At 41.6% G+C, this 22,445-nt stretch carries 26 protein-coding genes and 1 pseudogene; 16 read left to right on the forward strand and 11 right to left on the reverse strand.

Going from position 1 to position 22,445, the window contains the following annotated elements:
• Window positions 1–137: 137 nt before the first annotated feature.
• Window positions 138–1,007, forward strand: a complete 870-nt coding sequence (locus Q3A68_RS13555; RefSeq protein WP_302901641.1) for a carbon-nitrogen hydrolase — start codon at window positions 138–140, stop codon at window positions 1,005–1,007.
• Window positions 997–2,049 carry an agmatine deiminase family protein gene (locus Q3A68_RS13560; protein WP_302901642.1) on the forward strand — a complete coding sequence of 351 codons (1,053 nt, stop codon included), beginning with the start codon at window positions 997–999 and terminating at the stop codon, window positions 2,047–2,049. Before Q3A68_RS13555 ends, Q3A68_RS13560 begins: the two co-directional genes overlap by 11 nt.
• 258 nt (window positions 2,050–2,307) lie before the next feature.
• Here Q3A68_RS13560 and Q3A68_RS13565 read toward each other — a convergent pair whose 3' ends face one another.
• From Q3A68_RS13565 to Q3A68_RS13570, 3 genes and pseudogenes are all read right to left on the reverse strand, one after another.
• Entirely contained in the window at window positions 2,308–3,303 is a 996-nt protein-coding gene (locus Q3A68_RS13565; protein WP_302901643.1) for a fumarylacetoacetate hydrolase family protein, read from the reverse strand.
• A 110-nt stretch (window positions 3,304–3,413) separates the two neighbouring features.
• A pseudogene (locus Q3A68_RS23180) lies at window positions 3,414–3,566 on the reverse strand (four helix bundle protein); the annotation flags it as partial.
• A 34-nt stretch (window positions 3,567–3,600) separates the two neighbouring features.
• A complete protein-coding gene (locus tag Q3A68_RS13570) occupies window positions 3,601–3,786 on the reverse strand; it encodes a four helix bundle protein (RefSeq protein WP_302901644.1) in 186 nt (61 codons plus the stop codon).
• Between the two features lie 411 nt (window positions 3,787–4,197).
• On the opposite strand from Q3A68_RS13570, the gene Q3A68_RS13575 reads away from it, so the two are divergent.
• The 6 genes from Q3A68_RS13575 (at window position 4,198) to Q3A68_RS13600 (ending at window position 9,636) form a co-directional block, all read left to right on the forward strand.
• Window positions 4,198–5,361 (forward strand): homogentisate 1,2-dioxygenase, encoded by a 1,164-nt coding sequence (locus tag Q3A68_RS13575; protein WP_302901645.1) that lies wholly within the window; start codon window positions 4,198–4,200, stop codon window positions 5,359–5,361.
• A gap of 92 nt (window positions 5,362–5,453) precedes the next feature.
• A complete protein-coding gene (gene hppD / locus Q3A68_RS13580) occupies window positions 5,454–6,578 on the forward strand; it encodes a 4-hydroxyphenylpyruvate dioxygenase (protein WP_302901646.1) in 1,125 nt (374 codons plus the stop codon).
• A 64-nt stretch (window positions 6,579–6,642) separates the two neighbouring features.
• Window positions 6,643–7,305: a DNA alkylation repair protein gene (locus Q3A68_RS13585; protein WP_302901647.1), complete on the forward strand. Its 663-nt coding sequence runs from the start codon at window positions 6,643–6,645 to the stop codon at window positions 7,303–7,305.
• A 28-nt stretch (window positions 7,306–7,333) separates the two neighbouring features.
• Complete coding sequence (locus tag Q3A68_RS13590; RefSeq protein ID WP_302901648.1) at window positions 7,334–7,543, forward strand: hypothetical protein; 210 nt, start codon at window positions 7,334–7,336, stop codon at window positions 7,541–7,543.
• A gap of 15 nt (window positions 7,544–7,558) precedes the next feature.
• Window positions 7,559–7,795 (forward strand): YciI family protein, encoded by a 237-nt coding sequence (locus tag Q3A68_RS13595; RefSeq protein WP_302901649.1) that lies wholly within the window; start codon window positions 7,559–7,561, stop codon window positions 7,793–7,795.
• A 359-nt stretch (window positions 7,796–8,154) separates the two neighbouring features.
• Window positions 8,155–9,636 (forward strand): PAS domain-containing sensor histidine kinase, encoded by a 1,482-nt coding sequence (locus Q3A68_RS13600; protein ID WP_302901650.1) that lies wholly within the window; start codon window positions 8,155–8,157, stop codon window positions 9,634–9,636.
• A 58-nt stretch (window positions 9,637–9,694) separates the two neighbouring features.
• On the opposite strand, the gene Q3A68_RS13605 is transcribed toward Q3A68_RS13600, so the two are convergent.
• Both Q3A68_RS13605 and Q3A68_RS13610 read right to left on the reverse strand, forming a co-directional pair.
• Entirely contained in the window at window positions 9,695–10,675 is a 981-nt protein-coding gene (locus Q3A68_RS13605; protein ID WP_302901651.1) for a type I phosphomannose isomerase catalytic subunit, read from the reverse strand.
• A 150-nt stretch (window positions 10,676–10,825) separates the two neighbouring features.
• Entirely contained in the window at window positions 10,826–12,055 is a 1,230-nt protein-coding gene (locus Q3A68_RS13610; RefSeq protein ID WP_302901652.1) for an NADP-dependent isocitrate dehydrogenase, read from the reverse strand.
• 210 nt (window positions 12,056–12,265) lie between these two features.
• Between Q3A68_RS13610 and Q3A68_RS13615 the strand changes: the two genes are divergently transcribed.
• Window positions 12,266–12,976 carry a hypothetical protein gene (locus tag Q3A68_RS13615; RefSeq protein WP_302901653.1) on the forward strand — a complete coding sequence of 237 codons (711 nt, stop codon included), beginning with the start codon at window positions 12,266–12,268 and terminating at the stop codon, window positions 12,974–12,976.
• A 67-nt stretch (window positions 12,977–13,043) separates the two neighbouring features.
• Window positions 13,044–13,472: a hypothetical protein gene (locus Q3A68_RS13620; RefSeq protein ID WP_302901654.1), complete on the forward strand. Its 429-nt coding sequence runs from the start codon at window positions 13,044–13,046 to the stop codon at window positions 13,470–13,472.
• A 45-nt stretch (window positions 13,473–13,517) separates the two neighbouring features.
• Here Q3A68_RS13620 and Q3A68_RS13625 read toward each other — a convergent pair whose 3' ends face one another.
• From Q3A68_RS13625 to Q3A68_RS13635, 3 genes are all read right to left on the reverse strand, one after another.
• A complete protein-coding gene (locus Q3A68_RS13625; protein WP_302901655.1) occupies window positions 13,518–15,335 on the reverse strand; it encodes a DNA polymerase III subunit gamma/tau in 1,818 nt (605 codons plus the stop codon).
• A gap of 78 nt (window positions 15,336–15,413) precedes the next feature.
• On the reverse strand, window positions 15,414–16,034 hold the full coding sequence (locus tag Q3A68_RS13630) for a hypothetical protein (protein WP_302901656.1): 621 nt from the start codon (window positions 16,032–16,034) through the stop codon (window positions 15,414–15,416).
• A gap of 67 nt (window positions 16,035–16,101) precedes the next feature.
• Complete coding sequence (locus Q3A68_RS13635; RefSeq protein ID WP_302901657.1) at window positions 16,102–16,338, reverse strand: hypothetical protein; 237 nt, start codon at window positions 16,336–16,338, stop codon at window positions 16,102–16,104.
• Between the two features lie 433 nt (window positions 16,339–16,771).
• On the opposite strand from Q3A68_RS13635, the gene rpsF reads away from it, so the two are divergent.
• The 4 genes from rpsF to mtgA all read left to right on the forward strand — a co-directional run bounded on the left by rpsF (window position 16,772) and on the right by mtgA (window position 18,716).
• Window positions 16,772–17,140 (forward strand): 30S ribosomal protein S6, encoded by a 369-nt coding sequence (gene rpsF / locus Q3A68_RS13640; protein ID WP_302901658.1) that lies wholly within the window; start codon window positions 16,772–16,774, stop codon window positions 17,138–17,140.
• Window positions 17,140–17,403 carry a 30S ribosomal protein S18 gene (gene rpsR, locus Q3A68_RS13645; RefSeq protein ID WP_302901659.1) on the forward strand — a complete coding sequence of 88 codons (264 nt, stop codon included), beginning with the start codon at window positions 17,140–17,142 and terminating at the stop codon, window positions 17,401–17,403. The genes rpsF and rpsR overlap by 1 nt, the downstream gene beginning before the upstream one ends.
• Before the next feature lie 16 nt (window positions 17,404–17,419).
• Window positions 17,420–17,863: a 50S ribosomal protein L9 gene (gene rplI, locus Q3A68_RS13650; protein WP_302901660.1), complete on the forward strand. Its 444-nt coding sequence runs from the start codon at window positions 17,420–17,422 to the stop codon at window positions 17,861–17,863.
• A 157-nt stretch (window positions 17,864–18,020) separates the two neighbouring features.
• Window positions 18,021–18,716, forward strand: coding sequence for a monofunctional biosynthetic peptidoglycan transglycosylase (mtgA, locus tag Q3A68_RS13655; RefSeq protein ID WP_302901661.1), 696 nt, complete (start codon window positions 18,021–18,023; stop codon window positions 18,714–18,716).
• Between the two features lie 103 nt (window positions 18,717–18,819).
• On the opposite strand, the gene Q3A68_RS13660 is transcribed toward mtgA, so the two are convergent.
• A complete protein-coding gene (locus Q3A68_RS13660; RefSeq protein ID WP_302901662.1) occupies window positions 18,820–19,428 on the reverse strand; it encodes a YdeI/OmpD-associated family protein in 609 nt (202 codons plus the stop codon).
• 118 nt (window positions 19,429–19,546) lie between these two features.
• On the opposite strand from Q3A68_RS13660, the gene Q3A68_RS13665 reads away from it, so the two are divergent.
• Window positions 19,547–20,623, forward strand: a complete 1,077-nt coding sequence (locus tag Q3A68_RS13665; protein ID WP_302901663.1) for an alpha/beta hydrolase — start codon at window positions 19,547–19,549, stop codon at window positions 20,621–20,623.
• 8 nt (window positions 20,624–20,631) lie between these two features.
• Here the strand turns inward: Q3A68_RS13665 and Q3A68_RS13670 are convergent, their stop codons facing one another.
• Window positions 20,632–21,117, reverse strand: a complete 486-nt coding sequence (locus tag Q3A68_RS13670; RefSeq protein WP_302901664.1) for an ABC transporter ATPase — start codon at window positions 21,115–21,117, stop codon at window positions 20,632–20,634.
• Window positions 21,118–21,206: 89 nt separating this feature from the next.
• Here Q3A68_RS13670 and Q3A68_RS13675 point away from each other — a divergent pair, with 89 nt between their 5' ends.
• Window positions 21,207–21,635, forward strand: a complete 429-nt coding sequence (locus tag Q3A68_RS13675; protein WP_302901665.1) for a hypothetical protein — start codon at window positions 21,207–21,209, stop codon at window positions 21,633–21,635.
• Here Q3A68_RS13675 and Q3A68_RS13680 read toward each other — a convergent pair.
• On the reverse strand, window positions 21,630–22,433 hold the full coding sequence (locus Q3A68_RS13680; protein ID WP_302901666.1) for a (Fe-S)-binding protein: 804 nt from the start codon (window positions 22,431–22,433) through the stop codon (window positions 21,630–21,632). The genes Q3A68_RS13675 and Q3A68_RS13680 overlap by 6 nt on opposite strands.
• Between the last annotated feature and the right edge of the window lie 12 nt (window positions 22,434–22,445).

Genomic DNA, 22,445 nt, shown 5'->3' on the forward strand with positions numbered 1-22,445 from the left:
GTAGTTTTTTTTTAGATTACAGCGATGATCAAGTGATTACACGGATAAAAGTTGTAGATTTCCCATTCTGCACAAGCACCATAAATTGACATTTCAGTTAACATTAAAATTTTAAATTTGCGCAAAATTTAAAGGCTATGGCTAAAGTAAAGGTTGGTTTGGTGCAGATGTCGTGCACGGCTGATAAACAGCATAATTTGCAAAAAGCAATTGTAAAAGTGCGCGAAGCCGCGGCGAAGGGCGCACAGATAGTTTGCCTGCAGGAATTGTTTACCTCGCTATACTTCTGCGACGTAGAGAATTACGACAATTTCAAACTGGCTGAAGCTATCCCCGGCCCGTCGACCGACGAGCTGTCAAAAGTAGCCAAAGAGTTGAATGTGGTGATCATTGCCTCTCTATTCGAGAAGCGGGCACAAGGTGTTTACCATAATACCACTGCTGTATTAGATGCTGATGGTGTTTACCTGGGCAAATACCGCAAAATGCATATTCCGGATGACCCGGGCTTTTATGAAAAATTCTACTTCACACCCGGCGATCTGGGTTATAAAGTATTCAAGACTAAATACGCCAAAATCGGTGTACTGATTTGCTGGGATCAATGGTATCCTGAGGCTGCCCGTATTACTGCTCTGATGGGTGCCGAGATATTATTCTACCCTACTGCTATTGGTTGGTCTACCAGTCAGGACGACACTACCAACACCGAGCAATACAACGCATGGCAAACCATCCAGCGTTCACACGCTGTAGCCAATGGTGTTCACGTAGTAAGTGTGAACCGTGTCGGTCAGGAAGAAGAACTGAAATTCTGGGGAGGATCATTCTTTGCCAATCCATTCGGCAGCGTGATACACCAGGCATCTCATACGGATGAGGAAGTAGTAGTACAGGAGCTTGACCTAACCAAAACCGATTATTATCGTACTCACTGGCCGTTCCTGCGTGACCGTCGTATTGACTCCTATCAGCCCATCACAAAACGCCTCATAGATGAAGATTGATTTTTCTAAATCACCTGCTTCGCAGGGATTTCATTTCCCTGCTGAATGGGCGCCGCATACTGCTACATGGCTTAGCTGGCCACATAAGGAAGAATCATGGCCCGGCAAAATTGGGACCATTTATCGCGCTTATAGCGAGTTTATTAAAGCAGTTTCGGAGGGTGAGTTAGTCCGTATCAATGTGGTGAATGAGCAGATGGCTGCTTTCGCCAAAGAGCAATTATTGGCCGTTGGCATTGATCTGAAACAGATCGAGTTCTTTGACTTTCCTACCAATGATGCCTGGTGCCGTGATCATGGCCCTGCCTTTTTAATCAATACGGGTACAAAGCAAAAAGTAATAATTGATTGGAATTACAATGCCTGGGGCAATAAATATCCTCCATTCAATTTAGATGATATTATACCAACCCGAATCTCAGAGCGTTTCGATTTACCTTTATATGAGCCCGGTATTATTATGGAAGGTGGCTCAGTTGACTTTAATGGAAAAGGCACAGTATTGACGACTACCGCTTGTCTGCTGAATCAGAACCGTAATCCGCATCTGAATCAACAGCAAATAGAATCATATCTGCAAAACTACTATGGTGTGGAGCAGGTGCTATGGCTGGGAGATGGCATTATTGGCGATGATACCGACGGCCATATCGACGATATTACCCGCTTTACCAATGAGGATACTGTAGTGACTGTTGTTGAGGAAAATAAAAACGACGAAAACTACCACATCCTTCAGGCAAACCTTGAAACACTGAAAACAATGCGCCTGCTGAATGGCAAGCAATTGAATATAGTTGAGTTGCCTATGCCCGATCCGGTTTATTACGATGGTCAGCGCCTGCCTGCTTCTTATGCCAATTTCTATATCAGCAACGCTGCGGTAGTTGTACCTACTTATCGCAGTAACAATGACGACAGGGCACTGGATATCCTAACGCAATGTTTCCCTGACCGTAAAGTGATCGGCATTGATTCAACAGATATCATCTGGGGACTGGGTAGCTTTCATTGCCTAAGCCAGCAGGAACCATCGGTATAATTAGTCTGTTCGTTCGTTTTTTAAGTAGAACAAGTGCGAACCAATGACCGGAGATAGTACCTCATGAAAACTTTGAACACCCGTTCGTTCATGATTATTATAACGGTATAACAAAAGCAGAGGCAGACCGAAGGATACAATCAATGTTGGATAAGATAGCAGGTAAAATCTAATAATTCAGGTAGCGTATAAAATATGTTATTTGTTCCATTTTGTTCGCAATACTATCTACTCAGAAAATGAACGAACAAAGCAAAATCACTTCTTTAAATCCAGTATCGAAAAGTTGCTGTTGGCTTTTTTGATCACATTGCTCAGGATGCCGAGTCCGGTTACTTCCATCTCGACCAAGTCGCCGGGTTGCAGCCATTGGGATTGATAATTGGGATCGTTTAATAAACCAGTGCCGTTCAATTCAAGGAAACAGCCTGTACCAACAGTTCCCGAACCAATCACATCGCCGGGCAGTACATCGCATCCATAGGCACAACGCTCAATGATCTCGGCAAAGGTCCAGTCCATATCCGCCATATTGCCGTTAGATACTTCTTTGCCGTTCACATGGCATTTCATGTTCAGCTTATAATTATTGCCTGTATGACCAGGTTTTGCAGACACTTTATACTGCTCCAATTCATCCGGTGTAACCAGCCACGGACCGATCACCGTTGAAAAATCCTTCCCTTTTGCCGGACCGAGGTTCAGCATCATCTCCTCCATTTGCAGGGTACGGGCACTCATATCGTTCATGATCATGTAACCGGCTATGTAGCTATCCGCATCAGCGGCTTTGATATTTCTGCCTTTCTTATTGAGCGCAACAGCTACCTCCAATTCAAAATCAAGTTTATTGAAATGATCGGGCATACACTCTATTTCACCCATCCCCTGTATCGCATTATGATTGGTAAAGTAAAAGATCGGATACTGGTCAAACTCCGGTATCATGGGCACCTTGCGGTTACGTCTTGCAGCTTCCACATGCTGACGAAATGCATATCCATCCCGGCACGAGGTAGGGTGAGGTACTGGAGCCAACAGCTCGAAAAACAATTCCTCTTTCGCTTCCAGTTTACCTGAAGCGATATCATCGTTAACCTTTTTTGCACGGTCCATCAATTCGTCGCCACCCCATAAAAAAGCATTCATATTGTCTGGCAGCAGCTTGTGGCACGAGTTGAGATTATAAATATGGCCATTAACAAATATGCCCAGGTGCTCGCGGTCTTCAGTTTTATAGGATACTAATTTCATTACGGTTGAATTGGTGAGGTAAAGCTATTGATTTTAGTTGTAATGGTTGTAAAAGTTGAAAATGTTGTAATGGTTAGAATTCCGCGAACTTTCATGCCAATTCAACTCCATCAATAGTTTCTAAACATTTTTTTGCTTAAAAAAGCGATATATCGATTTAGTAGACGATAACATTCGTTGTATTTTTGTCGCAATTCCAGCAACTGACTCTTTGTTATAAGCAACTCATCAAGAGCACAAATTAAATGATCAAGTACTTCATTTAATGAACCACGGGCATTCCTGCAAAATTTAAGATTATCCTGATTGTGAAAACGACCGTGTCACTCTGCTATATTCGCTGTTATCGATCTTTGACGCCCGTTTTAATTGGTCGACCAAACGATATTTTTCATCCACCGGAAAAGTTTTTATCAATATAGAAACATCTTTTCGGAATTCCCTGCATTTTTGCCATGTTTTCAGATCTTCGAAGGTATTCATGTATTTAAGGTTTGGTTATTCTGCATAGTTAAAAATCTTTTATAACATCTGCAACCCTTACAACTTCTACAACATCTACAACCAACCCCTTGCACATTAAATTTATCTACCCTAACTTTGTACTACAATGCTGCACATACAAAAACATTTTCTGTTTTCCCTTGGGCTCACTTCCATGAGTGATGCTTCTTCTTTCAGGGATGCTATGCTTGCTAAAATCGTGCTGGCGCAGTACTAATTCTTTTGTTGGAAAGTTGTAAGGTTGGAAAGTTGAAAAGTTAGCCTTACAAATTCTAAACTATTGGCCCCAACTAATCGTTTTAATTATATTAAATTGATATGCTGTAAGTTAATACAAATATTAACCTTGCACATTTCAACTTTACAACATTACAACCAAGAAAATAAACCATGCCCATATATCATAAATTAGGGAAGATCCCGCCAAAACGGCACACGCAATTCCGTAAGGCCGATGGCACTTTATATGCTGAGGAACTGGTATCCACCGAGGGCTTTTCGAGCCTTTATTCGCTGGTATATCATGTGTATCCACCTACTATCGTAAAAACTTTGGGCGAACCATACTCTGTTGAGCCAAAGATAGCCCGCGAAAAACACCTGAAACATACCAGCCTCATCGGTTTTAAAATTGAATCTGAGGACGATTATTTAAAAAGCCGCAAACCGGTTCTGGTCAACAGCGATCTGCATATCTCGCTGGCAGCTCCGCGCAAATCAATGACAGACTATTTTTACAAAAACAGCCAGGCTGATGAGGTAATTTTCATTCACGTTGGTTCAGGCACACTAAAAACCGGCTATGGTAACATCCCATTTGAGTATGGTGATTACCTGATCGTTCCGCGTGGTACTATCTATCAACTGGAATTCGACAGCGAAGATAACCGCCTGTTTATCGTAGAAAGCTTTAGCCCGATACGGTCGCCAAAACGTTATCTGAATCAATACGGTCAGCTGATGGAACACGCCCCCTATTGTGAGCGCGACTTGAAATTGCCCATCGATATTGAAACTCATGATGAGAAAGGCGACTTTAAGATCCTGATAAAAAAGCAGGGGTTGATCTATCCGTATATTTACGGCACACACCCTTTCGATTTTGTTGGCTGGGATGGATACCATTACCCTTATGCATTTTCGATACACAATTTTGAACCGATAACGGGCCGGTTACATCAACCGCCACCGGTACACCAAACTTTTGAGGGCCACAACTTCGTGATCTGCTCATTTGTTCCGCGCAAGTTTGATTATCATCCCTTGTCTATCCCTGCACCATACAACCACAGCAATGTGGATAGCGATGAGGTTTTATACTATGTCGATGGCGATTTTATGAGTCGCAAGAGTGTAGTAAAAGGCCAAATCACCTTACACCCCGGAGGCATACCACACGGACCAGCTCCCGGCTCAGTAGAAAAATCAATAGGTAAAGAATCAACGGATGAACTGGCAGTAATGATCGACCCATTCAGACCATTGATGCTGACAGAAGATGCACTTAAAATAGAGGACGAGAATTATTACAAGAGTTGGGCGGAGGGTAGTTGAAATAGTTGTAGTGGTTGAAAAGGTTAACTTCTAAAACCATTACAACCTCTATAACATTTACAACCCTTACAACCAATACAACTAATTAAAAAATGGAAACACTAACCTTAGATAAGAAACCACAATCAGCTGATTTTTTACCGTTGAACGGTACAGATTACGTTGAATTTTACGTAGGCAATGCCAAGCAGGCAGCGCATTTTTATAAAACGGCTTTCGGCTTTCAGAGCCTGGCCTATGCCGGACCGGAAACAGGTGTTCGTGACAGGGCATCCTATGTATTGAAACAGGACAAGATACGCCTGGTATTGACTACTCCTCTGCATTCCGATCACCCTATCGCTGATCACCTGAAAAAGCATGGCGACGGCGTAAAAGTACTGGCTTTGTGGGTGGATGATGCTTATGATGCATTTGAGCAGACCACCAAGCGCGGAGCACAGCCTTATCAGCAACCGCAAACGCTAAAGGATGAACACGGCGAGGTCCGCACAAGCGGCATTAAGCTTTATGGAGAAACCGTGCATCTGTTCGTAGAACGCAAGAATTATACCGGCATATTTTTGCCGGGCTACCAGGAATGGCATACCAATTATAACCCTGCTCCTACCGGATTGATGTATGTTGACCATTGCGTAGGCAATGTTGGCTGGCATAAAATGAATGACTGGGTGAACTTTTATGAGGAGGTGATGGGCTTTAAAAACATCCTGACTTTCGATGATAAGATGATCTCGACTGAATATTCTGCATTGATGAGTAAGGTAATGAGCAATGGCAACGGCTATGTTAAATTCCCGATCAATGAGCCTGCTGAAGGCAAAAAAAAATCGCAGATAGAAGAATACCTGGAGTTTTATGAAGGTGAAGGCGTACAACATCTGGCGCTGGCTACCGATCATATTGTTGAGACAGTAATGGAATTAAAGAATCGTGGTGTTGAGTTTTTACACGTACCAACCACTTATTATGATGACCTTTTGAGTCGTGTAGGTCATATTGATGAAGACCTGGCTCCATTGAAAGAGTTAGGTATTTTAGTTGACCGTGATGATGAAGGTTACCTGTTACAGATTTTTACCAAACCACTGGAAGACAGGCCTACAGTGTTTTTTGAGATCATTCAGCGAAAAGGAGCCAAATCATTTGGCGCAGGCAATTTTAAAGCGCTTTTTGAAGCAATAGAGCATGAGCAGGACTTGAGAGGAAATCTTTGAAATAGATTTGAGATATGAGATTTTTGAGCCGGGGCATCCCGGCTTTTTTGTTTAATTTTCTTGTGTGAATGTTACTGAAGTAATAGACCAATTAAAACTAAGAGCAGATGCATCCCGCCTTGAGGGTATGAGCCGTTATGGTATTGATACGACAAGAGCTATGGGCGTTACTATGCCTGAAATCCGGAAGCTGGCTAAGGAAATCAAAAAAGACCATTCTTTGGCGCTTCATTTATGGGGAACTGGTATACGCGAGTGCCAGATACTCGCATCGCTGGTTGATGATCGTAAAGAGGTTACCCAACAACAGATGGATCATTGGGTGTCGGATTTCAATTCATGGGAGGTATGCGACCAGGTGTGCGGAAATCTTTTTGTACGCACGCCTTATGCGATTGAAAAAGCTTTGGAATACAGTCGATCTGAAAAAGAATATATTAAGCGTGCAGGCTTTGTGCTGATGGCTGAAATGCAGGTACATAATAAAAAAGTACGTAATCAGGAATTAATGCAATTCTTTCCAGTCATCGAAAGCGAAGCATGGGATGAAAGAAACTTTGTAAAGAAAGCTGTCAACTGGGCCTTAAGGCAGATGGGTAAAAGAAATAAAGAGCTTCGTGTGGTCGCTATTGAATGTGCCAAACGGGTAGCCCAACAAGATAGCAAATCTGCCAAATGGATAGCCAAAGATGCTTTGGCAGAATTTGAAAAAAAGTTCGGTGTTTAGTAAATTTATCCTGCTAATCAATTTAATCATGATACGTAACCTGCTTATCGCGCTATTATTACTCGGTAGCATCAATTGTTTCGCGCAATCAAAAAATTCTCAATACGACCCTCAATTGGCTCAAAAACTCGGAGCTGATGATTATGGTATGAAGCAATATGTCATGGCATTTTTAAAGGAAGGCCCGCATCGTCTGACAGACTCTGCCGCGCGCATGAAGCTGCAGATGGCCCACTAAAAAAACATCGGCCGTTTGGCCAATGAAGGTAAACTCATCGTTGCAGGTCCGTTTATGGATGATCAGCCTATAAAGGGTATTTTCATTTTCAACGTAAGCACCATTGAAGAAGCAAAGAAACTAACCGAGACCGATCCGGCAATACAGGCCGGTTCATTGGTAATGGAACTGCACCCCTGGTATGGATCGGCAGCTTTAATGCAAACGGTGGAAACGCATAAGAAACTCCAAAAGAAAAGTTTTACTGATTAAACAAACAAAAGCCCCGGCATTTTTTTCATAAAATTTCCGCTTAACAGCTACTCGTCTACTTATTTGAACGTCAATAATATGTGGGCAATTTATTTCCCATTTTAACGCGCATAACACGGGGAAAAATGCAAAATCATATTCAGGAGCAGAACTTTATACCCCTTTTCAACGTAAAATAACCAATTGTAAATGAAGTAAATAAGAGATACATTTAATCCTTATTTTTTCGCTTTAAATGATTGGTATCTAATTTGTTATCCTAAGCTGTTACGATGACAAAACCCGTCATGTAATTAATTTGAACTAATGACTAAAGTATACTTTAACCATCATAAAATTATTGTGAACTATCTGAAAATATGAGCGTTACAGAAGGAGACAAGTTTTCTTATGATGGCGATTTCCACGTTACCGACCTTATTAACGCAATAAACACAGGTATCTGGGAGTATAACATCATCACGAAAGACGTGAAATGGTCTTCCGGTTTCTATTCTATTTTAGGATATGATCCGGGTGATATACCTAACACGTACGACTTCTTCTTTGAAAATCTTCTCTATTACGAAGATAAACCTGTATTCCAGAGATCATTAAACAGACATCTTAGTGACCCGGCCGAAACCGTATTGATACGCCTTTTAACCAAAAGAAAAGGCTATCGCTGGTTTGAGAGCACTATAAAAAAATGGGGAGACAAAGCCGAGCCCAAAATCACCGGTTCGATAGTAGATATTCACGACTTTAAGTTATTAGAGCTCCAGGCCAACCGCAACGATTTTCTCTTTAAAGAGACCATTAAAGTAGCCAAAGTTGGCGGCTGGGAGATTGACGTTAAAAGCAGGACTATTACCCTGTCACGCGAAGCTTATGATATATTCGAACTTCAGGATAAAGTTAAGCTAACCATCGAAGAGACCATCAGCTTCTTCGAGTCGCAATACCGCGAGGCAATAAGCGCTGCTATAGATAACATCATCAAATATTCGCAGCCTTTTGATCTTGAGCTTTTGTTCCGAACTGCACGCAATAACCAGATATGGCTGCGCGCAAGAGGTATTGCCGTTATTGACGAATTTGGTCAGTGCATCACAGCGCGCTGTATATTTCAGAACATCGACTACATCAAAAAGAAGGAGATGGATGTTCAGAATGCAGTTAACCTGCTAAGCGATCAAAACAAACGTCTGCAAAACTTTGCTTACATCGTATCGCACAACCTGCGTTCGCATACAGGTAATCTGCAGTTTATGGTGAACCTTCACGACCAGACCGATGTTGCCGACGACAAGAAGGAGATCTTCGCTCACATCAAATCGATCAGCGAAAGTTTAAAAACTACCATCGATCATCTGAGCGAGATCGTAAAAATACAAACAGAGATTGGCAAGGAACGTAAACGTCTGGATTTTGAAACAACTTTCAAAACCGTGATGTCAGCGCTTGAAAGCAATATCGAGTCCACGCACGCTAAGATCGAATACGATTTTAGCAAAGCACCCGACGTAAATTACATACCGGCATACCTTGAAAGTGTCTTACAGAACCTGCTAACCAACGCCCTGAAATATCGTGATCCGGCACGCGCGCCTCTCATCAAATGCAGCACAGCAAGAGACGGTAGCCATATTTACCTGTACTTTCAGGACAATGGCATGGGTATAGATATGGAACGTTATGGTGACAGCATATTTGGTATGTACAAGACCTTCCATAACCACCCTGAAGCTAAGGGCATTGGCCTGTTCATTACCCGCAACCAAATTGAAGCCCTTGGCGGCTCGATCAGCGTTGAAAGCAAGGTGAATGAGGGGACGAAGTTTACGATTAAGTTGGTTTAGTGAATAGTCAATTGAAAAGACATTCACTATTCATTACTCACTATTGACTATTCACTTCTTATTCAATAAAGCTTTCCAGTATCTTAAAGCCTTTCGTAGTTTTTAATTCAACTGCGTCAATTGTTTTTGGAAGCAGGATACACTCTCCCAGTTTTACAGGATATTGCTGTCCATTAGTTTCAATGATATACTCACCTTCAACGCAAACATGAATAACGAAGGAATCCAACCTTGAGTAATCTTTGGAAGTATCCTCTGTGAAATCGAGGATATTGGTAGTGAAATATGGGCACGTCACCAATTTTACCGTTTCATTCTTTTCAGCCTGATATTTGGTTTTATATTCCGGATAGAAGTTATAGTCGATAGCAGCTAATGCTTCTTCGGTATGCAATTCGCGCTTTTGACCCTTGTCATCCACACGGTCAAAATCATAGATACGATAAGTAATATCTGAAGTTTGCTGTATTTCAGCAATTAATAAACCTTTGCCAATGGTATGCACCCTGCCAGCAGGCAAAAAGAAAACATCGCCAGCTGAGACATCCTCGCGGTTCAGGATATCCATAATGTGGCCGGTGTTCAGTTTATCTACATAAATCTGCTCGCTTACCTGCTGATTAAAGCCTGATATTAAAGTCGAACCCGGATCAGCCTCGATCACATACCACATTTCAGTTTTCCCGAACGAATTGTGACGTTTCTTTGCCAGCTCATCATCCGGGTGCACTTGTATCGACAGGTCATCATTAGCATCGATAAACTTTACAAGTAACGGAAAGATATTACCAAAATGATCATAAACCTTTTTGCCTACTAGTTTATCCTGATATTTTTCCAGCAGATCTGCCAGCGACTGCCCTTCCAATTCACCGTTTGCAACAACTGAAACATCCGACTTAACCCCTGATATTTCCCAGGTCTCACCGCAGTTTGGCAGGCTGCCGAAATCTTTATGCAGATAGGTTTTGATTTTCTGACCGCCCCAAATCTTGTCTTTATAAATGGTTTTAAATTTTAAAGGATATAATGCTGACATCGATATTTGATTTTGCGCAAATGTATAAGTTATACAGTAAACAGCGAAAAGCGATTGACGTTTGGAAAATAAAAAGTCCGCATGTTACCAGGCAGACTTCTATTATATCTTAGGAGAGACGCGATGTATCGCGTCTCTCCACCACATTTATTATTTACCTAACCTTTTCTTCAGATTCTCGTCAATTGCCTCAAGGAATTCTTCGGTGTACAGGTAATCTGTTCCGTGCTCCACTTTTGGTTTTATAGTGATCGCAAGGTCCTTGGTCATTTTGCCGCTTTCAACGGTTTCGATACAAACTTCTTCCAACGTTTTGCAGAATTTGATCAGTTCTTTGTTGTCGTCCAGCATTCCGCGGAATTCCAAACCTCTTGTCCAAGCAAAGATTGATGCAATTGGGTTGGTAGAGGTCGGTTTACCTGCCTGGTGGTCGCGGTAGTGACGGGTAACGGTACCATGAGCAGCTTCAGCTTCCATGGTTTTGCCGTCAGGAGTAACTAAAGTTGAAGTCATTAAACCCAATGAACCGAAACCTTGTGCAACGGTGTCTGACTGTACGTCTCCGTCGTAGTTTTTACAAGCCCAAACAAAGTTACCATGCCATTTCAGTGCTGATGCAACCATGTCATCGATGAGGCGGTGTTCGTAGGTCAGTTGGTTTGCTTCAAACTCCAGTTTAAATTCATTCTCATAAATTTCCTGGAAGATATCTTTGAAACGGCCATCGTATTTTTTAAGGATGGTATTTTTAGTAGACAGATATAGAGGCCATTTCTTCAATAAAGCCTGGTTAAAGCACGCACGGGCAAATCCTTTGATCGATTCGTCAGTGTTGTACATTGCCAGCGCAACGCCATCACTCTTAAAGTTGAATACTTCGTATGATTGTACTTCGCCACCATCTTCAGGGGTGAAAGTAATAGTCAGCTTGCCTTTACCTTTGGTTAAAAAGTCGGTAGCGCGGTACTGATCACCAAATGCGTGACGGCCGATGCAGATAGGTGCAGTCCAGTTTGGAACTAAACGCGGAACATTAGACATAACGATTGGTTCACGGAAAACCGTACCATCCAATATATTACGGATAGTTCCGTTTGGCGATTTCCACATTTGTTTCAGGTTAAACTCTTTTACACGTGCTTCGTCAGGAGTAATAGTGGCGCATTTGATACCTACACCATATTTTTTAATTGCATTTGCTGCATCAATAGTTACCTGGTCGTCTGTCTGGTCGCGGTATTCAATACCTAAATCGTAATATTTTATATCCAGATCAAGATACGGGGTGATCAGTTTATCCTTAATAAATTTCCATATAATTCTGGTCATTTCATCACCGTCAAGCTCTACAACGGGATTTGCTACTTTAATTTTTGACATAACCTGGTTTTGTTTTCTGTTTTAAAAGGGCTCAAATATAAAAAAATGGTGTTCCTATTTGTGAAATACTTTGTTGAAATTATTATTAGGCCTATTGAACAAATATTTCATTTTCAGCGTTAATTAATGAAACATTCAAGTTATTTTTATAAAATTGTGACATATTTAAATAGATATCCCGCTTGCCATAGATAGGGCTACCCTCTGATTATGACGAAACTTATTGTAAGAACTGCACTTTTAACTCTCCTTACATGTTTAACTTCTCTCATCTCAAAGGCCCAGATTGGTTATGACTACGGAAAATATGATATCGGCTTCTCCGTAGGCTTTAACCAGTTTTATGGGGATGTGGTTACGGTCAAAAGCACCAAGGGCGTCAACTTCAATTTCACCTACAATCAGAGCCCTTTTGTCAATTATATTTTTGAGGCGCAATTCGGCAAACTGGCTGGTGGTGATGCCATTAATGATCCACTTGGTCGCCAGTTCGCTGCTGATTATCAATATTATGCCCTCAGATTGCAACTGCAGGCTGGTGAACTGATCGATTATTCGAGAGACGGCCTGGCCAATGCTTTAAAAAACCTGTATGCAGGCGCCGGTGTCGGTATAATTTATGACGAAATATCCAGTATAAACAGGTATTCGGTGCAATATCCGGGTTATTATACACCAGGCCTAAATAAGGCAAGCCAGCTATTTGTTCCATTTCGTATCGGTTACGAGTTTAAGTTTTTTAACAAATATCAACGCCCCGACATAAAACTGGATATTGGGTATCAGTATAATATGGTATTTGGCGACGAACTGGATGGCTTTAAAGCCGGTCATCTCAACGATGCCTATACCCAATTCACCATAGGCGTAAAATTCTCCCTTGGCGAGGTAACTTCTTACCGCAAGCAGATTAATTTTTAATCGCAGAATTATATCATTTTCTCAAATCCTTAGCCGAACTTTATTGTTAAATAAGAAAGGATAAGTTATGGCAAAGAGAACATTCTACCCGGAATTTGATGACGAAAATTCCGACAGGGACAGGATATTAAAGGATGATTTGGGTGAAACATCAAATGTAGAGAACCTGAATTTTAACGATGATGATGACAGCTTTGAATATGATGTAGAAAGCGACGACCCGGACTATGATCATCCCGACCCGTATCATACTTCAGCGAAAAATGGCTCTGATATCTATTCCACTTATGATGAAGCCAATCCTTTCGATACGGCAGATGAATATATCCCCAACGAATCACTCGAAACCGATGTCGATCAGTTAGGTATGCATATAGACAGTAAAGGAAAGATTGTAGATGTCGATCCGATTGATGACGTTCTTTCGCGCACTCCTGAAGATAGCCGAACAGATTTGGACGAGGAGGGCTATCCGAAGAATGACCGAAAAAAATGAAGTAAGAAGTCTGACTTCGGAATATCTGGTTTGGGGGTTTGACAATTAATCCAGATCAAGATTAAAACGACGCCTTAATTCAGCGAGCTGTGGATTTTTATTTGCCATGTGCTGATACTTTTCTGTTGTGGTATATGGGCGTTTAGCTGCTTTGATCTCGTCAATGCGTGTAGTAACTTCGATATTAAAATTTCTCAAACCTACACGCAAAAAGTTAAGCAGATTGTGCTTATCATCCCTGAACTGGTTTTCCTGAGTTTTGTTGGCTAAAATAACCTCAAACTCATAAGGCTTCAGCATCACCGGGGCATTAGAAGTAAATATTGTCACAAGGGTCATATTTCCGTCGGCTTTCAATTTAGCAGCATAATCGCTCCAATGCTTCAGGAAAGCATCCATAGTAAAATCCTCTGCCGCATCACCTTTTATATAAGGGTCCTCCTCCTCTGCCATTTCAGCAGCGGTTGCTTTACCAAGATCTTTTAATGAGGGTATCTTAATAGATGTCGACGCTGAATGCTGATTTGGAATAAACACCTTGGGCTTTTCAGCGACTGTCTGTTCGCTCCCATTCGTTATAGGTTCTTTAACCGGCGTTGGTGGCTGAGGTGTATTCTGTTCAACGGGCCGGGTGATTGTTGGTGGCGCAGCACTCTCAACTTTTGGGGCCGGGGGATGACTTACTGCTGAGGTATCAGGTTTTTTTTTTACCTGTTCAGCCGGCTGGCTGACAGTCATTTCTCCGGCTGGTGCGGTGAGCATATTGAATGCCGAAGGCAAATGACACATCTTGAGCAGGGCAAGTTCTACCTGTAAACGCTGGTTCTTGCTCAGCTTATAACTCAGATCGCACTGGTTGGCAATATTCATTGCTGACAACAGGAAAGATACCGAAGAGGCCTGCGATTGCTGCAAATATTTAGCCTTAATACCTTCGCTTACCTCGAGCAATTTTAATGTGGTTGCATCCTTACTTACCAGCAGATTGCGGAAATGCTCCGACAAACCTGATATAAAATGAGCGCCGTCAAAACCTTTTGCCAAAATCTCATCAAATAATAATAAAGTACCTGCTGTATCTTCTTTTAACAGGCTATCGATGATATTAAAGTAGTAATCGTAATCAAGGATATTCAGATTATCGATTACTGTCCTATACGTAACATTACCATCTGAAAAGCTAACGATTTGATCAAACATCGACAGCGCGTCGCGCAAACCACCATCAGCTTTTTGGGCGATTATATGTAACCCGTCCGGCTCGTATTCAATGCTTTCTTTTTTTGCGATCGATGCCAGATGATTGGCCATGTCCTCTACCCGGATACGGTTGAAATCAAAAATCTGACAGCGCGACAATATAGTCGGAAGTATTTTGTGCTTCTCGGTGGTGGCTAATATAAATATGGCATAATGAGGCGGTTCTTCCAACGTCTTCAAAAAGGCATTGAATGCAGCCTGCGACAGCATGTGCACCTCATCAATGATGTATATTTTGTATCTGCCTGCCTGCGGTGGTATACGTACCTGGTCGATCAGGCTGCGGATATCGTCGACAGAGTTATTGGAGGCTGCATCCAGTTCGTGGATATTGAATGAATTACCATTTTGGAAAGAAGTACAAGACGCACATACCCCACAGGCCTCTCCATTCGGTTGCAAATTTTCGCAGTTGATGGTTTTGGCAAGAATACGGGCACAGGTAGTTTTACCCACACCACGCGGACCGCAGAATAAAAATGCCTGCGCAAGCTGGTTATTCCTGATCGCGTTTTTTAGCGTATTGGTAATATGCTGCTGACCTACAACACTTTCAAAGGTAGCTGGGCGGTATTTACGTGCCGAAACAATGAAATTATCCACTGCTGCTAAGATAAAAAGAATAAAATTGATGCTAAAATTACTGGTAACAAATGTCTAAAACTTTCTTCTATGTGATGATTACAATATTGAGATCGAGGTGATCTCTTTTACTTTATAATACCCTTTAGCCTGCGGCAAGTAAACCTCAATTTCCTGCCATCCTATCTTCATTTCTTTGCCAACATAAGAGGTCATATCTCCTGTAAAATTTTCAGAGCCGGTGAATTGCCTTAACCACAAAAATGACGTCTCTTGTTTGTTATTGTCTATCAGGACAATATAATTGAACCCTTTATTGTCAATTCGTTTAAAACGCCCCGCAGACACACTTGATAGATTGGCATTAGCATCGTCTTTTTTTACCGTCAACAACGATAATTTTATAAAAGGCTGGCAATTTTTTGCAAGTAGATCTTTTGCAATGACCATACCCAATTTCTCCCCGGTACTTTCGTTCATTACATCTTCGTTACGCTCTTTTGCAAAGTCTGTAAACAAATCAGCATGCCTGGCTATGCAATCAGTATATGCGGCTATCGCCTCCTCCCTCGTTTTTATTTTAGACAGATCTAACCTCGTAACACAATCACACAATGTGTCGGTTATTTTCTTTTCTGCCAGTCCCATAACAGGGGTTTGGGCGTACGATATAGTTGCACTAATAGCTGTAAGTGCTAAACAAAGTAAAAAACGTTTCATGACAAGGAATAAAAATTTCCCTGCAAAATGCAATAAAGAATCTGATTTTTCTTAGTAGTCCGAAGAATTATTCGTCATCCTCTTCTTCATACTCATCCGGAAAATGATCATCATCATCTAGAGAGGGCTCGCCCAGATCGTCATCTGCCTGGATCTCATGCAGGTCATCCATATCCTGGATCCTGTCGTCAAAGTCCTCATCCTCAAAATCTTCATCATCCTCTTCTTCCCAGTTATCGTCTTCAGGTCCCCATGAGGAATTAACTATTAATGCCTCATCGTTTTCAAGATCAGTGATTAGCATGATCGTATATTTTAGAAATTAGCGTTTGCGTTAATTGATATACAATGTTATATAAGTTTTGTCAAAAAACATACACCGATTTTTTTAAAAATTTTCACATAATTAACCCACGTATTGCGCCGGGGATAGAAATGGATATCGGCCCAGTGCCTAGGGCCTGCAGGCATATAAATGGATAGCCCGCCTAGGCGCCCTAATCTCAGTTGGCAGTAATCAAGGTAACCTATAATCAAACAAATCATGTCGGACGAATCTGATTACTTCGTCATCTGTTATTCCACCAACCACATCCTGCAACAACTCTGGAAAACGAAAATCACCTTGCGCCATACATCAGGCAAAATATCCTGCCAAAATTCTTTGAAAAAAAGAAAACTATACCTACATTTGCAGCCCGTTTAATACGGGTAAAACATTAAAACAAAGCAAGATAATGCAACAGTACGAAACCGTAATCATTCTTACCCCGTTGTTATCTGAAGAGACTGCTAAAGAGGCTATTGCCAAATACAGCAAATTCTTAAAAGATAACGGAGCCGAAATTGTCCAGGAGGATAATTGGGGTTTGAAGAAACTAGCGTACCCTATTCAGAAGAAAAACACAGGGTACTATCACTTAACTGAATACAAGGCTCCGGGTGAATTAATTAATAAATTGGAGATTGAGTTCAGACGTGATGAACGCGTATTGCGTTTCCTTACTATTGCGCTGGACAAACACGCTATTGCTTACAATGAGAAAAAACGCAGTGGCGCTTTCAATCAAAAGAAAACCGTTAAAGCAGAGGAGGCAGCAAAATAATGGCTAACGAACAAATCCAATACGTTACTGCTCCCAAGGTGGACGATACACGTAAAAAATACTGCCGCTTTAAGAAAAACGGTATCAAATACATCGATTACAAAGACGCAAACTTCTTATTAAAGTTCGTAAACGACCAGGGTAAAGTATTACCTCGCCGTCTTACCGGTACTTCATTAAAGTTTCAGCGTAAAGTGGCCCAGGCTGTGAAGCGTGCACGCCACATCGGTTTATTACCTTATGTAACAGATTCTTTAAAATAATCAGGAGGTTTAAACAATGGAAGTTATTTTAAAACAAGACGTAAAGAACCTCGGTGAAAAAGACGAAATCGTAAAGGTAAAACCAGGTTATGGCCGTAACTATCTTATCCCGCAGGGATTTGCTACGCTGGCTACTGAATCTGCCCGCAAAGTTTTAGCAGAAAACCTAAAACAGGCGGCATTCAAACAAGAAAAGATCCGTAAAGATGCTGACGCAATTGCAACTAAACTGGAAGGTGTTAAACTAACCATCGGTGCAAAAGCAGGCGAAACCGGTAAAATATTTGGCGCGATCAACACGATTCAGATTGCCGACGCTTTGAAAAAAGAAGGTTTTGAAGTTGACCGCCGCCGTATCACATTTGATGCAGAACCTAAGTTTGTTGGTGAATACACTGCCAATCTGAACCTGCACAAAGAAGTGAAAGTTAAAGTTCCGTTTGAAGTAGTAGCGGAATAATTTAGATTTCGATTTCGGATTTACAATTTCGGAATTAAAAAATTAGAGGTGTTTAGTGAAAGCTAAGCACCTTTTTTATTTAAAAGCAGTATAAGGGTATAATATAAATTCGAAATCGAACATTCGAAATTCGAAATGAATAAATTATTTTCGAAACATGAAACGCGGCGGCATCCTGAAACTTATCCTACGCATCCTTAAACTGGCCCTGATTCTTTTCTTTGTAATCAGCATCCTATGGGTATTGCTGTACCGGTTTGTTAATCCGCCGGTTACCTGGCTGATGATCACTCGTGGGTTTGAGCGTAAGGCGGATGGCAAAGACTGGAAGATCGACAAAAAGTGGATCGATTTCGATGATATTTCTGATCCGATGAAGCGTGCTGCCGTTGCCGCAGAAGATCAAAAGTTCCTGGACCATTTCGGGTTCGACTTTAAAGCGATGGAAAAAGCAATCGACAAAAACTCGCATAGTCATAAATTGATAGGCGGAAGTACTATTTCGCAACAAACTGCCAAAAATATTTTTCTATGGCCGGGCCGCTCTTATGTGCGCAAAGGTTTTGAGGCCTACTTTACCATCCTGATAGAATTATTCTGGAGCAAAAAACGCATCATGGAAGTATACCTGAACGAGATAGAAATGGGTGACGGCATTTATGGTGTTGAAGCGGCTGCCCAGAATTATTACCACAAATCAGCCAGTGACCTGAATACTTACCAGGCTGCGGCTATTGCCTCTATTTTCCCCGATCCGCTGAAATGGTCGCCTACTAATCCAAGCGATAATTTAAGACACCGCCAGTATTTGATACGGAAGAATATGAGGAGACTGGGGCCGCTGGATTTTTGACTTTAGTTGAAGAGGTTTTAGAGTTGTATTAGTTGAAGTGCTTAAGTCTTTCAGAGACCTATATAACCACAACAATGTTTATAACCATTGCAACCTTTCCAACTCATTTATACTTCCAATGTCTCGTCTTTCCTTCAGCTATCCATTCCAACGCCTGCTGCAGCCGTTTTTCGCGGGTAGCATCCGTTTTGGCTTCAACAAACCATTCGAGGTATTCGCGCTTACTTGAGGGGCTGAATTTTTCGTAATTACCCATTGCTGCTAAGTTATTTTTGAGCAGATTATCAAAATCATCAGGCATTGGTATTTCAGCTTTCGGAGCTGACGTTTTTTTTACCTCTTTTATACCGCTTTCATTTATGGCGATCATTTGATGGATGAAACCGATCAGTGCTTCATCCGACGGAAGGTCTTCCATTTTATTGATACGCCCAAAACTCCCCGCTGCGGCTTCTTCGTCGCTTCCCTGCAGCAGATGATCAGGGTCGTTTAATCTTGAAGCCTTCCAGAACCCAAAGGCACAATGCTGCTTAAAAGCAGCCATCATACATATAGGCCCTTTATAATCGAAAAATGGCATGCCCCATTTAACCGTTTCATTAATCTGCGGCGATGCACTATGAACCACCTCGCGGATGTGGATTAAAATTGGTTTAGCAAAATCACCTGATTTGGCGATATAAGCGTCTATACGGTCGTCAAATTGTCCCATAACGAATAAAATTAATGGAATTCTCTGTAATTATCATCACCAAATGCTATTTTAAAATTTAATTTGAATTGTCACCTTTTTGGCCGCTCTTGCGTCTGCTAAATACTAATTACCCCTTATGAAAAAGCTTTTACCTTTTACCCTGTTTATTGCCCTTATCAGTTGTTCTGTTGTTTTTGGTCAGCCAAAGAGCGCTTCTGCGAGCCCATACGTTGAAAAAGAGATCGTACAATGGGATTTTACTTCAAAAACCATTGGCGATGACTTTACCATATACATCCATTTCCCGCCAGGATATGATACCTCAAAAACCAAATACCCGGTACTTTATATGACCGATGGTGACTGGAACATGACTGTAGCCATGAATTGCTTCAACATGCTCAGGCAGGATTATAACATTACCACTGAACCACTCATAGTAGGAATCGGGTATGGGAATCGCCCAAACAAACGCTCAAGAGACCTTGATCCTGGAAAAGGAGGACCGAAATTCCTGGCGTTTATACAGACAGAGGTTATGCCCTTTATAGAAAAGCAATACCGGGTAACTGATAACAAAACGTTATATGGCTATTCACTTGGCGGCATGTTTACTATTTATACATTATTTGAACATCCGGGGTTATTTAACATGATTGGTATCGGTGCACCCGGTAATGGAGGAAACGATTTAATGCCTGAAGCGCAGAAATATCTTGCTTCTCATAAAGACCTCAATACTAAAGTGTTTTTAGGGGTTGGATCATATGAGCATAATGTTGTAAAAAATATCGATGACTTCAAAGCGTACGTCGCTAAACAAAACTTTAAAGACTTTGATCTTTTAACCGGCATTACACCCAACGCGGCCCACGGCGCGGCACTGGCACAGGTAATGCAAAATGCCATTGCCTTCTTTTACTGTACTAAGCATAAACCAATTGAAATACCTGCAAGTGAGCTGATCAAATATACCGGCACCTATGCTGTTACCGGCCACACGGATGACAAGCTGAAATTTTATGTCGATAATAATGCTCTTTATTTTAAGGAAGGTGACATACCGCTAAAGCTTGTACCTTTTACCAAAGATGGTTTCTTTATATATGAGAACGAGAAAATGGATATTCTCTTCAAAGAAGAAAACGGCAAAAAGTATCTCCTTGTTAGTTCACCAAATGAGAAGCCAACACGTATCGATAAGATAGATTGATTCGAAGATTAGTTTGTAACAAGGTCGCCAAACAACTGGTTATGCCAGCTGTCTTTAAACGGCACTTCCCAATTGGTTTCCAGTTGCCCCAGGTTTTGCACCAGGTTGTTATAGACGATCGTGTTGGAATTGATCTTGCCTGACCTTAACAAATCTTCAAACTCATCACGCGGTGCTGAAAGCACTTTTTCTCCCTCACGGTAAGCAAGATTAAAGCGGTCTAAAAGACTGATGCCGAATTCTTGTTCTATTCCTTTGATGAAGTTGACCGATTTGTCAATCGAGCAACCGCTCGCACCAGCCTGGCTTTCATCAACAATCAGTATCAGAAAGCGGTTATACCGGATTTCGGCTTTTGCCTTCAGTTGATTGTTGTGAGCTGTCCATTCGGAGGCAAATTTGTTTAAAATTTCATGTAACTGTTTTGCCTCATCATCGTATAGTTCCCTATCCGATTGGTAGATCCACACTCTTGACTGTTCAGAAAATCGCATTTACAAAAATACCGAATTTCTTAACTTTAGTAGTACAAAATGTTGTCATGGTAAAATCAATTCTTACTAGAGCTAAAATTGTGGCAATAATGATCCCAATAGCGTTTTGCTGCGCTTTTACCTATAAAATGGGCGAAAAAGAATGGCTCGACTGGAGTAACAGATGCTTTTTGCAGACTTTTGATGCCTCAACAGACACCAAATTGAAGAAGTGGGAAATTGAGGTGACGCCGCAGCATTTTATCCATTTCAGAAAAACTTATCAACATGGCAAGCAGGAGTATTTTTCCTTCCATCTGACTAAACTGGATAGCGTAAATTTTCTTGGAAGTACCACTAACGGCCAATTGGAATTCAAGACCATAAACGACGATATCATTGTACAAACCTACGACGACCCCAAAGGCAATATAGATTCTATGGCGACTGTTTTAACCATCCCAGTAAGAGACATGACGCCTGAAAAATTGGATAGCCTGAATGATGCAATGAGGTTTCTGAAAGACACCAAGTTATAAACCATTCGCCCTCGCCGTGATCTCGGCTATATCCAGCACCTGTATTTCCTGTTCTTTTTCTATACCTTTTACACCATCGCGCAGCATAGTCATACAAAACGGGCAAGCCGCAGCCACTACGGTAGCTTTGCTTTCCAGTACGTCGGTCATGCGTTCAATGTTGATGTCTTTATTCCCTTTTTCGGGTTCTTTAAACATCTGCCCCCCCCCTGCCCCGCAGCACAAACCATTTGAGCGGCAACGTTTCATTTCAACCAGATCAGCATCCAGAATTTGCAAAGCTTTGCGGGGAGCTTCATATACTTCATTTCCTCTGCCTAAATAACAGGGATCATGATAAGTGATGCGCTTGCCTTTAAAGCTCTCGCCCCCTTCGCCTTTTAGTTTGCCTTCGTCAATTAATTGTTGTATCAGCTGGGTGTGGTGGATTACCTCATAATTACCACCCAGACCAGGGTATTCGTTTTTAATGGTATTGAAGCAATGCGGACAGCCAGTCACGATCTTTTTGATATTATAGCCATTCAGCACCTGTATATTCATCATGGCCTGCATCTGGAACAGGAACTCATTGCCGGCGCGTTTAGCCGGATCGCCTGTGCAAGCTTCCTCAGTACCCAATACGGCAAAGCTGATCCCCACATGACTTAATATCTTGCAGATATCACGGGTAATGCGCTGCGCACGCTCATCAAAGCTACCGGCGCACCCTACCCAAAACAATATTTCAGGTTCCTTACCCTGGGCCATCATTTCGGCCATAGTTGGAATTGTTATTTCGAATTTCGAATTTTCCATTTCGGATTTATT

Origin of the sequence: Mucilaginibacter tolerans (genome assembly GCF_030519375.1) — a bacterium.
Lineage (GTDB): Bacteria > Bacteroidota > Bacteroidia > Sphingobacteriales > Sphingobacteriaceae > Mucilaginibacter.